Origin of the sequence: Amycolatopsis sp. NPDC051373 (genome assembly GCF_040689465.1) — a bacterium.
In the GTDB taxonomy this organism is placed as follows: domain Bacteria; phylum Actinomycetota; class Actinomycetes; order Mycobacteriales; family Pseudonocardiaceae; genus Amycolatopsis.
This window is the reverse complement of sequence record NZ_JBFBAE010000027.1, coordinates 111,302-123,998: the sequence shown is the minus strand read 5'-3', so window position 1 is coordinate 123,998 and position 12,697 is coordinate 111,302. Positions and strand designations below refer to the sequence as shown.

General features: G+C 71.4%; 13 protein-coding genes. 4 read left to right on the top strand and 9 right to left on the bottom strand.

Features of this window, described 5'->3' with window-relative positions:
* On the bottom strand, nt 1-1,596 hold the full coding sequence (locus AB0383_RS38545) for a DAK2 domain-containing protein (protein ID WP_364188714.1): 1,596 nt from the start codon (nt 1,594-1,596) through the stop codon (nt 1-3).
* Between the two features lie 222 nt (nt 1,597-1,818).
* On the opposite strand from AB0383_RS38545, the gene rpmB reads away from it, so the two are divergent.
* Entirely contained in the window at nt 1,819-2,010 is a 192-nt protein-coding gene (rpmB, locus tag AB0383_RS38540; protein WP_091623274.1) for a 50S ribosomal protein L28, read from the top strand.
* A gap of 73 nt (nt 2,011-2,083) precedes the next feature.
* On the opposite strand, the gene AB0383_RS38535 is transcribed toward rpmB, so the two are convergent.
* From AB0383_RS38535 to AB0383_RS38515, 5 genes are all read right to left on the bottom strand, one after another.
* Nucleotides 2,084-2,875 (bottom strand): alpha/beta hydrolase, encoded by a 792-nt coding sequence (locus tag AB0383_RS38535; protein ID WP_366189899.1) that lies wholly within the window; start codon nt 2,873-2,875, stop codon nt 2,084-2,086.
* A gap of 64 nt (nt 2,876-2,939) precedes the next feature.
* Nucleotides 2,940-3,617, bottom strand: coding sequence for a uracil-DNA glycosylase (locus AB0383_RS38530; RefSeq protein ID WP_366189898.1), 678 nt, complete (start codon nt 3,615-3,617; stop codon nt 2,940-2,942).
* A gap of 31 nt (nt 3,618-3,648) precedes the next feature.
* Nucleotides 3,649-4,179 (bottom strand): gamma carbonic anhydrase family protein, encoded by a 531-nt coding sequence (locus AB0383_RS38525; RefSeq protein ID WP_364188659.1) that lies wholly within the window; start codon nt 4,177-4,179, stop codon nt 3,649-3,651.
* Between the two features lie 16 nt (nt 4,180-4,195).
* Complete coding sequence (locus AB0383_RS38520) at nt 4,196-4,669, bottom strand: GNAT family N-acetyltransferase (RefSeq protein ID WP_364188662.1); 474 nt, start codon at nt 4,667-4,669, stop codon at nt 4,196-4,198.
* A 10-nt stretch (nt 4,670-4,679) separates the two neighbouring features.
* Entirely contained in the window at nt 4,680-5,642 is a 963-nt protein-coding gene (locus AB0383_RS38515) for a thiamine-phosphate kinase (RefSeq protein WP_364188664.1), read from the bottom strand.
* Nucleotides 5,643-5,780: 138 nt separating this feature from the next.
* On the opposite strand from AB0383_RS38515, the gene AB0383_RS38510 reads away from it, so the two are divergent.
* Both AB0383_RS38510 and AB0383_RS38505 read left to right on the top strand, forming a co-directional pair.
* Entirely contained in the window at nt 5,781-6,014 is a 234-nt protein-coding gene (locus tag AB0383_RS38510) for an Lrp/AsnC ligand binding domain-containing protein (RefSeq protein WP_285969653.1), read from the top strand.
* Between the two features lie 19 nt (nt 6,015-6,033).
* A complete protein-coding gene (locus AB0383_RS38505; RefSeq protein WP_364188666.1) occupies nt 6,034-6,579 on the top strand; it encodes a DUF3515 domain-containing protein in 546 nt (181 codons plus the stop codon).
* Here the strand turns inward: AB0383_RS38505 and AB0383_RS38500 are convergent.
* Nucleotides 6,560-7,909, bottom strand: coding sequence for an MFS transporter (locus tag AB0383_RS38500; RefSeq protein ID WP_366189897.1), 1,350 nt, complete (start codon nt 7,907-7,909; stop codon nt 6,560-6,562). The genes AB0383_RS38505 and AB0383_RS38500 overlap by 20 nt on opposite strands.
* Before the next feature lie 394 nt (nt 7,910-8,303).
* On the opposite strand from AB0383_RS38500, the gene AB0383_RS38495 reads away from it, so the two are divergent.
* Entirely contained in the window at nt 8,304-8,828 is a 525-nt protein-coding gene (locus AB0383_RS38495; protein ID WP_366189896.1) for a hypothetical protein, read from the top strand.
* A gap of 46 nt (nt 8,829-8,874) precedes the next feature.
* On the opposite strand, the gene AB0383_RS38490 is transcribed toward AB0383_RS38495, so the two are convergent.
* Together AB0383_RS38490 and AB0383_RS38485 are read right to left on the bottom strand one after the other, a co-directional pair.
* Nucleotides 8,875-9,972 carry a D-alanine--D-alanine ligase family protein gene (locus AB0383_RS38490; protein ID WP_366189895.1) on the bottom strand — a complete coding sequence of 366 codons (1,098 nt, stop codon included), beginning with the start codon at nt 9,970-9,972 and terminating at the stop codon, nt 8,875-8,877.
* A 1,309-nt stretch (nt 9,973-11,281) separates the two neighbouring features.
* Nucleotides 11,282-12,652, bottom strand: coding sequence for a PLP-dependent aminotransferase family protein (locus AB0383_RS38485; protein WP_366189894.1), 1,371 nt, complete (start codon nt 12,650-12,652; stop codon nt 11,282-11,284).
* Nucleotides 12,653-12,697 lie beyond the last annotated feature (45 nt).

The following is a 12,697-nucleotide window of genomic DNA, read 5'->3' as shown; positions in this document are numbered from 1 at the left end:
CTATTCGACCCCCATCAGCAGCACGGCTCCGGCCTGGCCACTGGCATAACTCGTCAACTCCACTTCGGGGTGCTCCAGCCGCAGCTGCTCGGCGAGCTCCGCGGTCACGCCCGGCGGGGCGGCGGCCCCGCTCAGCACGGTGACCAGCTCGCCGCCGAGCGTCAGCATCCGGTTGAGCACGCTCATCGCGGCCGCGACGAGGTTCGTCTCCGAGGCCGGCGCCGGTTCGATCAGCACCACCTCGTCGTCGACCAGGCCGATCACATCGCCGGACTGGGCCCGGCCCACCCAGGTTAGCGACTCCTCGCCCGCGATCCGCACCTCGCCACGCCTGGTCGCCGCGGCGGCCTCGGCCATGGCGACGACGTCGTCGTTGACCCGCCGGCCTTCGTCGTGCACCGCGAGCGCGGCGAGCACCTGCACGGGCGACGTGCAGGGGATCACCACGACGTCGCGGTCGCCCGCCATCGCGTGGCCCGCCGCCGCGTCGGCCGCGGCAGTGAGGTCGAGGCCGCCCGGCAGCACGGTCACGTGCCGGCCCGCGGCCTCGTTGAACAGCCCGATCATGTCCTCGACGCCGGGTTTCCCACCGTCGGGCACGGCCAGCACGGCGACGCCCTCGGCCCGCAGCAGCTCGGCCAGCGCACCGCCGTGGACGACGGCCACCACCGACCGGTCGAGCCCGCCGCCCGGCTCGATCGGCGTGGGCGTGAGCAGCGGCTCGACGCGGATCCGGCGCGGGCGGCCCAGCTCCAGCCCCGCCTCGATGGCCGCGCCGATGTCGGCACAGTGGACGTGCACGGCGTGGCTGCCCGAACCGTCACCCGCGACCGTGACGCTGTCGCCGAACCCGCTCAGCTCCTTGCGCAACGCCGGCAGCCGCGCCTCCTCGACGCCGTCCAGCAGGTACATGACCTCCCACGCGTACGGCGCGGGCTCGGTGACGGCAGGCATCTCGACGGTGGCCGTGAGCTCGTGCTCGGGCTGCGCCGCGGTGCCGCTGATCACGCCGGCCAGCGCGTCGAGCACGGCGACCAGCCCTCGCCCTCCAGCGTCGACGACCCCCGCTTTCGCAAGGGCCGGCAGCTGCTTCGGCGTCTCCTCCAACGCGGCCGCGGCGGCCGCGGCGACGGTGGCGGCGACCTCACCCAGCGACCGCGTGTCCTCCTGGACGGCTGCGGCCACGACGTGCAGCACGGTCAGCATCGTCCCGGCGACGGGCCGGCTCACCGCGCCCGTGGCGATCCGATCGGCGTGCGCCAGCGCGGCCGCGAGACCGGCGCCGTCGAGATCCTCGCCCTCGGCCGCCCAGTCGGCGATCCCGCGAACGACCTGAGAGATGATCACGCCGGAGTTGCCGCGCGCGCTGGCGACGGCACCCTTCGCCAGCACGGTCAGCGCCTCGGCCACGTCCGACGGCTCCGCAGCGGCCAACGCGTCGCGCGCGCCCATCATCGTGTGCAGCAGGTTCGAACCCGTGTCGGAGTCCGCGACGGGGTACACGTTGATGCCGTTGATCGCCGGGCGCAGCACCTCCAGGCTGCGCACGCACGCCGCCGACCAGGCCGACACCGCCACCACGTCCAGCACCCGCACCCCGTAACCTCCTCGCTGGTTCACGCGAGGGTATCGACTTCGCGAGTGTCGATCCCGGAGGACTCGACCTCGCAGGTGTCGATCCTGCCGGAGTCGATCTCGCCGGTATCGATCCTGCAGGTACGACCCCGTGCGGACCCTACCCAGACGAGTAGTTACTATGGTCGAGTTGCCCAGCTGGACTGGGCGCCATTCTTTGTCCCATATCCAGAGGAGTTCGACGTGGCTGCCGTGTGCGACGTCTGTGGCAAGGGACCCGGCTTCGGCAAATCGGTCTCGCACTCCCACCGGCGTACCAACCGCCGGTGGAACCCGAACATCCAGACTGTGCACGCCAAGATCGGCGTGTCCCAGCGCAAGCGCCTCAACGTGTGCACCTCGTGCATCAAGGCGGGCAAGGTCGTCCGAGGTTGAGGTTGCCGGTGCTCGTGTAGGGCACCTGGAACGACGAAATGGCGAGTGCTCACCGAGCACTCGCCATTTTTTGTCACCTCAGGAAATCGGTCAGCACGGCGCGCAACGATTCGGGCGCGTTGAGGACGCCGTGGTCCTGCCCGGGAATCGACTCGTAACGGGCGTGCGGCACGGCCTCGGCGACGGCTCGAGCCGCGGCGCCCATCCAGGCCTCGCCGGCGCCACCCGACAGCGCGAGCACCGGGACGGTGATGGCGGCCAGCCGGTCGGCGGGCAGGCGGCTGCCGGGCCCGGTGACCGTCGCGTCGTACGGCAGCGTGTGCGCGTAGCCGGCGAACCAGTCCCACACGGGCCGGCCCTTCATGGCCGCCACGCCCTCGGGCGGGATGGCGACGCCTTCGGTCAGGAAGAGCTCCACCGCGCCGTCGCGGTCGTCAGCGGCGATCAAAGCGCTGAGCCGATCCGCGAGGTCCTCACCAGGGCGTGGCCGCTGAGAGTCCACGATGAACGGCGGCTCGTACACGGCCAGCTTCGTGATCGGCAGCCCCCGGGCCGCCGCTTCGAGAGCCAGGATCGCGCCCGAGGAGTGGCCGAACACGGCCGCGGCGCCCCCGACCGCGTCGATCACGGCCGCCAGGTCGTCGAGCTCGCGCTCCACCGAGTACAGGGGCGCGTCCCCGCTCTCACCACGGCCTCGCCGATCAATGGCAACGCCCTGGAACCCGGCCTCGGCCAGCACGACGGCGAGCGCGGCCACGGTCGTCCGGTCGTTCACGGCACCGCCGACGAGCAGCACCGGCGACTCCGCGCCGTAAGTGTCGAACGCGATCGGCGTGCCGTCGGCGGAAGTGACGGTGGTGGTCATGGCTGTCCTCCTGGGTGTCGTTCTCACCTTGGAGGTCGGAGCGACGACCCGCGACCGGACAGGCTCAGGGAAGTTTCCACTCCACCGGCGCCGCGCCCTGGTCGGCCAGGAGCTGGTTCGCGCGGCTGAACGGGCGCGAGCCGAAGAAGCCGTTGTGCGCCGAAAGCGGGCTCGGGTGCGCCGACTCGATGCACGGGATCTCACCCAGCATCGGCCGGAGGTTGCGGGCGTTGCGGCCCCAGAGGATCGCCACCATCGGCTCGTCGCGGGCCGCGAGCGCCTTGATCGCCTGCTCGGTCACCTGCTCCCAGCCCTTGCCCTGGTGGGAGTTCGACTTGCCGGGCTGCACCGTCAGCGCGCGGTTGAGCAGCAGGATGCCCTGGTCGGCCCACGGGGTGAGGTCGCCGTTGGTCGGCAACGGGTGCCCGAGGTCCTCGGCGTACTCCTTGTAGATGTTGACGAGGCTCTTCGGCAGCGGCCGCACCTCGGGCGCCACCGAGAAGCTCAACCCGACCGCGTGGCCCGGCGTCGGGTACGGGTCCTGGCCGACGATCAGTACCCGCACGTCGTGGAAGGGCTGCTTGAACGCCCGCAGCACGTGTTCACCCGCCGGCAGGTAGGTGCGGCCCGCCGCGATCTCCGCGCGGAGGAACTCCCCCATCGCGCTGACCTGCGGGGCCACGGGCTCGAGGGCCTGCGCCCAGCCGGCTTCGACGATCTCGTGCAGCGGTCGTGCGGTCACGGCCCGCGAGCCTAGCGCGGTGCGGGCGGGGTCAACGTGGCGGGTCGATCCGGCGCAGCTCTTCGCGGAACCGCGCCCCGCGGCGCACGTACGAGTCGACCACCGTGGCGATCTGCTCGGCGGAGAACGACTTGTTCGGCCGCACCTTCGCCGGCACCCCGAGCGCGATCTCGCCCGGGCCCACGTGCGAGTTGTACGACAGCACCGCGCCCGCGCCGACCATTCCGCTGTCCTCGATCACGGTTCCGTTCAGCACCACAGAACCCGACGCGATGAGGCAGCCGGTGCCGATCACCGCGCCCTCGACGTGCACGGCGTGGCCGATCGCCGACGACGGCCCCAGGATCGTCGGGTGCTTCTTGGTGCAGTGGAGCACGCACCCGTCCTGCACGTTGGAGCGCTCGCCGATCTCGATGTAGCCGTGGTCGCCGCGCAGCACCGTCTGCGGCCACACGGAAGCGCGTGGGCCGATGCGGACGTCGCCGATCACGGTGGCGTCGGGGTGGACGTAGGCGTCCGGGTGGATCGAGGGTTCGAGGTCGCCGAGCGCGTAGATCGCCAAAGCCGTCTCCCGTTGGTCACACGAGGTTCTTGCCGAAGCACCGGTTGTCGGCTTCGTCCTTGTACACGCCGAAACCCGGGATCCGGGTGTAGCCCGACGAACCGTAGAGGGCGATCGCCTCAGGCTGTTCGGTACCCGTCTCCAGCACGGCCCGCAGCCGCCCCGCCGCGACCGCCGTGCGTTCCAGCTCCGCCAGCATCGCGCGCGCGAAACCCTTGCCCCGCGCGGATTCCACGACGTACATCCGCTTCAGCTCCACGTCGCCGGGGCTGAACGCGGGCGCCGGCCCGTCGTGCGCGCGCCATGCGCCGGAGGCCACGGGCACGCCTTCGAGGTAGCCGACGAGGAACAGTCCACGCGGGGGCGCGAACTGCGAAGGGTCCATCGGCGTCGAGTCCTCGCTGCCGTAGCGGCGCACGTACTCGAGCTGCACTTCCGCCATCAGCTTGGTCGCGTCGGGATGGTCGTACGCGACCGCTCGGATCTCCACGACGACGAGACTAGTGCTGCTGCCAGTGCTCCCAACCGCCTTCGTGACCATAATCCTTGCCGTCCACGGTCACCCCGGATCCCGGCATCGTCACGGCGCCGATCTTGCGCCAGCCCTCGGGCAGCTCGCCGAACGGCGGGAACGTGGCCGCCAGCGCGTGGTCTTCACCACCCGTGAGCACCCAGCGCAGCGGGTCGGCGCCGAGCGCGGTGCCCACTTCCTGCAGCCGCGTGGAGATCTCGAGCTCCGCGGTGCTCACGTCGAGCCCGACGTCCGACGCCGCGGCGATGTGCCCCAGATCGGCCAGCAGCCCGTCGGAGATGTCGATCATCGACGTCGCGCCGGCCAGCGCGGCCTGCGGCCCGGCCGGGTACGGCGGTTCTGGGCAGCGCTGCGCGTTCACGACCCCGACCGGCGAACGGAACCCTCGCCGCAGCACGGCCAATCCCGCCGCCGCCCAGCCGAGTCGCCCGCAGACGGCGAGGACGTCGCCGGGCCGGGCGCCCGAGCGCGTCACGGGTTCGCGGTCTTCGAGGTCACCCAACGCGGTGACACTGATCACGATCTGGTCGGCGCTCACCATGTCGCCGCCGGACACCCCGACGCCGCCGCGGGTCGCCTCGGCCCACATGCCGTTCATGATCTCGGTCACGAGCTGGGCGGGAGTGTCCGGTGGACACGCGAAGCCCACGAGGACCGTGGTCGGTTTCGCGCCCATGGCCGCGACGTCCGACAGGTTCACCGCCACGGCCTTGCGCCCCACTTGCTCGGGGCTCGACCAGTCGAGGCGGAAGTGCACGCCCTGGACCAGCACGTCCGTGGTCGCCACTACGCGGCCGTCGGGCGCTGCCACCACGGCCGCGTCGTCGCCGGGGCCGAGCAGCGTGGCCGCCGGCTGGCGACGCCCGTTGGTGACCGCCTGGATCAGCGCGAACTCGCCCGTCCCGGCCACCGAGCCATCGTCCGGTGACACCGGTCACCTCCTGTTTCTCTCCGTGTACGAAGCCTCGACCACCGACAGTCGGATCCCCTAGGTTTTTCCCGGGGCTGGCGATACCTTGCCTACACCGTTCCTACCTCGACTCCATCGTTACCGACGAAAGGGCACGCCGTGGTCCACGCATACATCCTCATCCAGACCGAGGTCGGCAAGGCGGCCGCGGTGGCGGCGGAGATCTCCGGTGTACCGGGCGTCACCAGCTCGGAGGATGTCACCGGTCCCTACGACGTGATCGTGCGCGCGACCGCGGACACCGTGGACCAGTTGGGCCAGCTCGTGGTCGCGAAGGTGCAGAACGTGGAAGGCATCACGCGGACCCTGACCTGCCCGGTGGTCCACCTCTGAGACGTGGTGCACTTCGGGGGTGGCAGATTCCGACACCGGCGCACCCCCGCGGGTGGTCCTCGTGGTCGCGGCCGTGCTCGTGGTCGCGCTGGCCGTGGTGGTCGCCGTCTTCGCGGTGACGAAGAAATCGGCGCTCAGCGACGAGGGCGTCGCGAGTGGACCGCTCCCCCTCGTCGCTGTTCCCGCCCCGCAGGCAACCACGCAGGCGTGCACGACGGTCGTCGACGCGCTGCCCGCGACCTTGAAGTCCAACGGCCAGGACCTCGCCCGGCGCACGCTCGCCCAGCCCGCGCCGAAGTCCACCGTCGCCTGGGGTGACGGCGACGCGATCGTGCTGCGGTGCGGGCTCGACCGGCCGCCGGAGCTCACCCCGACCGCGCAGCTGCGTGTGGTCAACGGCGTGCAGTGGCTGCAGGTCACCGAAGACGCCGCGGCCACCTGGTACGTGGTGGACCGCGACGTCTACATCGCGTTGACCGTCCCCGACTCGGCCGGGACCGGGCCGCTGCAGACGGTGTCGGACACCGTCAACGCGAAGCTGCCGGTCAAACCCTTGAAGTTCTGACCGTCCGGGCGGCGATTTCCTCCAGCGAGTCGCCCGTGGTGCGTGGCCCCAAAACGGCGACGTCGACGATCAGCACCACCATCGCGGCGGCAACGACGGCGAACATCCTGGTGGCGCCCTGCGCCTGCAGCACCGGCAGCAGGATGAACGGCATCGCCGCGGTGGCCAGGCGCGAGAGCGCGTACGCCGAACCGGCGGCCGTGCCGCGCAGCGACGTCGGGAACAGCTCGCCCTGGTAGGTGTGGAAGGCGTTGGAGAACACGTTGCTGGCGGCGGTGTAGCAGAAGCCGAACACCGCGATCGCCACACCGGCTGTCGAGTAGCCGAACGCGAGCCCGAACACCGCCATCGCCGCGGCACTCGCGACGATCAGCCACTTTCGCTCGATCCGTTCGATGACGGGGATCGAAAGCGCGGAGCCGATCGGGTAGCCGAGGAACGTGATCGCGCTGAACGTCAGCGAGTTCACGAGGCTGAACCCCTTGGCGGCCAGCACGATCGGCACGAGCGAGCCGAAGCCGTAGTAGCCGAACGCTTGCAGCAGCTGGAAGATGTAGAGCATCGACGTGCGCCGCGCCCACGGCTTGCGCAGGAGCGCGGAAAACCGCACGGGTTCCGGCGCGGGCAGTTCGGGCGCGGGTTCCGGGAGCGGTTGCGGTGCCGAGGCTTCGAGCTTGCGCACGATCTCGTCGGCTTCCGCCTCTCGCCCGCGAGCGGCGAGCCAGCGCGGCGACTCCGGCAGCGTGAACCGCAAACCCCAGACGACGGCGGCGCCGAGCGCGCCGATCACGAACAGCCAGCGCCAGCCGTCGACGCCGAGCGGCGAATGGCCGGCCAGCGCCCGCGCGAGGAACCCGGCGGCGGGCACGCCGCAGAAGCCGAGCGTGTACGCCCAGGCTGTCGCGCGGCCGCGGGCGCGCGGGGGCAGCAGGTCGGCGAGGTAGGCGTCGGCGACGGGGAGCTCGGCGCCGATGCCGATCCCGGCGATGAAGCGGCAGACCACGAGCATCCAGACGTCCGTGCTGAACGCGCCGAGCAGCGTGAACACCGAGTACAGGCCGAGCGTCAGCAGGAACGCGCGGCGCCGGCCGAGCTGGTCGGCGAGCTTGCCGAGGCACACCGCGCCCACGAACGCCCCGACGAACGCCGACGCGAGCACGTACTTCAGCGCGTCGGCCGTGACGCCGAACTCGTGCTTGAGCACGGTGCTGATCGTGGACGCGAGGAACAGGTCGTAGAGGTCGAAGAACGTCGCCACCCCCACCACGGCGACGAAGTACCGGTGTCGGCGGGTGACCGGGAGCCGGTCGAGCCGGGATGCGATCTGCACGCGTTGTCTCCTGCCCTGGCCTGGGCGTGCCGCGCGCGGGCCACGTCGGCGTCACCCGGTGCCACCGGATGATCACTGTAGTGGGTGACCCCGTTCGTCGGTTCGGCGGTTGTGGCACTGCCCTTTCCTGCAGCTGTTCATTATTTCGAAACAACGGAAACACCAAGTTGTTCCGGGCGACATCATCGGGAAATGCCGCGCCGGTGAAATTCTCCGTGATATCGGGCCGGGAATGTCAGGAGGTTTCTTTTCTTCACCGTTTGCAGTTTCGCTCGACCCTGATCGTCGCAGCTCCGGGTCGACCGCTTCTCGTTGTACCCCTTGGTCTTTCGACTCCACGGTGCGCCGAGTGAACCTGTCGCGCGCCGAATTCCGCCTCGGAAAGGAATCACCAGTGCCGCCGATAACCGTGATCTTCGTCGTCTCAGGACTCGCCGTTTGGCTCAACGGCTTGGCATTTCTCGGGATCGGCGCCAAACCCGCCGAGGACGGCCCAAAGCCACTGACCACGGTCGGCTGGGTGACCCTGCTCGCCGGCGTGGTGGACCTCCTGCAAGCCGCCGTGATCATCGCGACGGCGCCGCCCGCGACGGGCGTCCCGTTGGCCGGAATCGTCACGTTCTACGGCACGTTCTTCACCACGCTGGGCGTGACTCTCGTGCGAGGCCTGGACCTCCGGCCGGTCGGCAACCTGGCCGTGGCGGTGGCCGTGGTGCCGCTGCTGTGGTGGAAGTTCTTCGACGGCAGCTGGATGCTGCACTCGATCCTCGTGGTGTGGCTGGTCGCGTTCCTCGCGGTGGCGGCCACGACCTACGGCAAGCTGCCCGGCAAGGTGCTCGGCGGGATCCTGACCGTCACGTCGCTCTACACGTTCCTGACGCCGGCGGCGTTGCTCGCGCTGGGTAAGTCGATCCCCTGATCACGTGACCACACAGGGTCACCCGAGTGGGTGACCCTGTGTGGCGTCAGCGGAGGCCGGTGCCGCGGGCGATGGCGGTGTCGATGAGGGTCGACAGGAGCGTGCTGTAGTCGACGCCCGTGACCTCCCACATCTTCGGGTAGGCGGACTTCGTGGTGAAGCCGGGCATGGTGTTGACCTCGTTGATCACGAGGTCGCCGGCTTCGGTGACGAAGAAGTCGACGCGGGCAAGGCCCTGGCAGTCGAGCGCGCGGAACGCCTCGACGGCCATGGCGCGGAGGCGGTCGGTGAGGGCGTCGTCGAGCTTGGCCGGGATGTCCAGCTCGGCGTCTTCGCCGAGGTACTTGGTCTCGAAGTCGTACCAGGCGTCCTCGCCCTCGGCGAGCACGCGGATCTCCGCCGGCAGCGAGGCTTCCACGCGGCCGTCGGGGAACTCCAGCACGCCGCACTCGACCTCACGCCCGGCCACAGCAGCTTCCACGAGCACCTTCGGGTCGGTGCGGCGGGCCAGTTCGATGGCGGCATCCACATCGGACCAGTCGGTGACGCGCGAGATCCCGACGGACGAGCCCGCGCGCGAGGGCTTCACGAAAACGGGCAGCCCCAAGCGTTCCCGGTCGCCCTGGGCCAAAGTGGACTGTCCACGGCGGAGCGCCGCGTACGTGCCCACCGGCAGCCCTTCCGCGGCGAGCAGCTTCTTCGCGTACTCCTTGTCCATGGCGGCGGCGCTGGCCAGCACGCCCGGGCCGACGTAGGGGATGTCGGCCATCTCGAGCAGGCCCTGGATGGTGCCGTCCTCGCCGAACGCGCCGTGCAGCACGGGGAAGACCACGTCGACGGTGCCGAGCACCTCGGTCGCCTGCCCGGGGTCGACGGTGCGCAGCTCGCGGCTGGTCGCGTCACCCGCCAGCACGAGTGCGCGGCCGGACTCCACGGTCGGCAGCTCGCGGCCCTGGATGCTCAGCTCCTTCGGGTCGCCGGTGCCGAGCACCCAGCCACCCTGCGGGGTGATGCCCACGGGAAGCACCTCGTAGCGCTCCGGATCCAGGTTCGCGATCACGCTGCCCGCCGACAGGCACGAGATGGTGTGCTCGCTGCTGCGACCGCCGAACACGACCGCCACGCGGATCTTCTCAGCACTCATGGTCGCTCACCGTACCGGGTGACCACGCCCAACGGCGCGCACCCGGCGTTGCGACGGTCCCCCGGCCCGTCCGCCGGCGGGGGTGGTGGGGTGCGGGTTGGGCATGATCAGGTGCTTGTTCGACGTTGGGGTGCCTCCGGGTGCAGGCGCAGTCGGACCGTGACGGACGCCTCCCGCCGGTTGCCCGAGTGGACCGGTCGCGCTGCACACCGGTCACTCTCTCGAGTCCGCGGGCCCCGACCGCAGCCGAGCACTCGGCCACCCGGTGCGGCCGGGGTCGGCCGCACCGTGGCAAACGCGCCGCGACGAGGAGCGCCCCGTATCGGCGGGGGCGAGTGGTTCTTCGACGCCGCGGCCGAGCGATTACGGCGCCAAACGACCACTCGCGCTGCACGCCGCTCACCGCCAGCGGCAAAGCAGCGCCACCTTTGCGGTCGGCGAGCAAACCCGCGGCTGGAGGCGGCGCCGGCACGAGAACCTCGCGAACGCGCCCCGCGGCAGCGGGCGTGACGGCTGAGGTGCCACTGGACCACTCGCGCCGCACGCCACCCAACGCCGCAGGCGAAGCAGCGCCACCCTTGCCGTCAGCCAAGCAAGCCCGCCGGCGACGCCGGCACGGGAGCCTCGCGAGAAAGGCCCGCAGCGCCGACAGTGACGAGTGAGGTGTGGCTGGACCACTCGCGCCGCACGCCACCTCGCCACCGCAAGCGAAACACCCCGCACCTGCCAGTCAGCGAGGCAAACCCGCCGCCGACGCCGACACGAGCGCCTCGCGATAAAAGCCCCCAGCACCGACAGTGACGAGTGAGGTGTCGCTGGACCACTCGCGCCGCACGCCACCTCGCCACCGCAAGCGAAACACCCCGCGCCTGCCAGTCAGCGAGGCGAATCCGCGGCCGGCGCCGGCGAGCCCCTCGCGAGAAAGGCCCGCAGCGCCGACAGCGACGACTGAGGTGCCACTGGGCCACTCGCGCCGCACGCCACCTCGCCACCGCAAGCGAAACACCCCGCACCTGCCAGTCAGCCAAGCAAGCCCGCCGGCGACGCCGGCACGGGAGCCTCGCGATAAAAGCCCCCAGCACCGACAGCAACGAGTGCGGTGTCGCTGGACCGCTCGCGCAGCACGCCAACTCACCGCCGCAGGTGAAGCAGCGCCACCCTTGTCGTCAGCCAAGCAAACCCGCCGGTGGCCGCGCCGGCATGAGCGCCGCGCGAGCGCGCCCCACGGCAGCGAGAGCGACGACTCAGGTGCCACTGGATCGGTCGCGCGGTGCGGCGGCCGCCGCGGAAGGCGCAGTACCTCGGTCGGTCAGCGAAGCAAATCCACCAAAGCCGGCAGCGCACTCACCAACGCCTCCCGCGAACTGCCCGCGTACCCGAGCGCCACCCCGTGCACGGTCGGCGTCCCGGCGAAGTGGCGCGCCAGGCCGTCCAGGCGGATGCCGTGGCGTTCGGCCTCGGTCAAGCAGCGGGCTTCCTGCGCGGCGGATGCGAAGGGGACCACGAGGTGGGCACCGGCGTCGTCGCCGAGGATGGGGATGGCGGCGGAGGTGAGCGCGGCCGACAGCAGAGAGCGGCGTTCGGCGAGTTCGCGGCGGAGTTTGCGCAGGTGGCGGCCCAGGTCGCCGTGGCGGGCGAGCTCCACCAGTACGCGCTGGCCGGCCGGGGAGGGGCGCGTGCCGGTGAGGTCGCGGTAGGCGAGCACGGCCTCGGTGACCGAGGCGGGCGCGACGAGCCAGCCGGCGCCGAGCGTGGGGGTGAGGATCTTGCTCGTGGTCCCCAGGTGGACGACGACGTCGGGCGCGAGGGCGGCCAGCATGGGCAGCGGGGCGACGTCGAAGCGCAGCTCGCCGTCGTAGTCGTCCTCGATGACGAGCATGCCGTCGGCGCGGGCGCGTTCCACGAGCTCCACGCGGCGCGCCGCGCTCATGCGGCTGCCCATCGGGTACTGGTGCGCGGGAGAGCAGTACACCGCCCGCGCGCCGGCGGGGATCGCGTCGGGGCGGAGGCCCTCCTCGTCGACGGGCACGCCCACCACCGTCAGCCCGGCGGACCGGAACGCCTGCACGGCCCGCTGGTAACCCGGCTCTTCGAACGCCACCACCGCGCCGCGCCGCAGCACCGCGGCGGCGAGCTCCACGACGGCGGCCGTGGTCCCGCCCGTCGCCAAGACCGAGCCGGCGGCCAGACCGCGGTGCCGCAACAGGTGTTCCGAAACGGCCGCGCGGTACTCGGGCAGGCCGGCGCGGTGGGCGCGGACCAACGGCTCCGGGTCGGCCGCCGCCCGCCACGCGCGGCGCCAGGCCGCGCGGTCCAGACCGGCCGCCCACGGCGTGCCCGGCGTCAAATCCAGCACGGGCGCCGTCTCGGGTTCCGGCGCGAGCGGTCCCGCCGGGGACACCGATGCGGCCGCGCGCGTCGGCGGTGTCGTCACGTATGTGCCGGAGCCGTGGCGCCCGGCGATCCAGCCTTCGGCGTGCAGCTGCTCGTACGCGGCCGAGGTCACCGTGCGCGAAACCCCGAGCCGCTCGGACAGCGCGCGCGTGGACGGCAGCCGGTCGCCGCCGCGCAGGTGCCCGCTCGCGGCGGCCTCGCGCAGCGCGTCGGCCAGCTGCACGGCCAGCGGCGTGCTCGCCTCGCGATCGAGGCTCACCGGCAGCGCGGTGTCGGCGTACGACACGGAACCTCCCGAACCGAAAAAGGAAAGTGGACTTCCCAAGTGTAG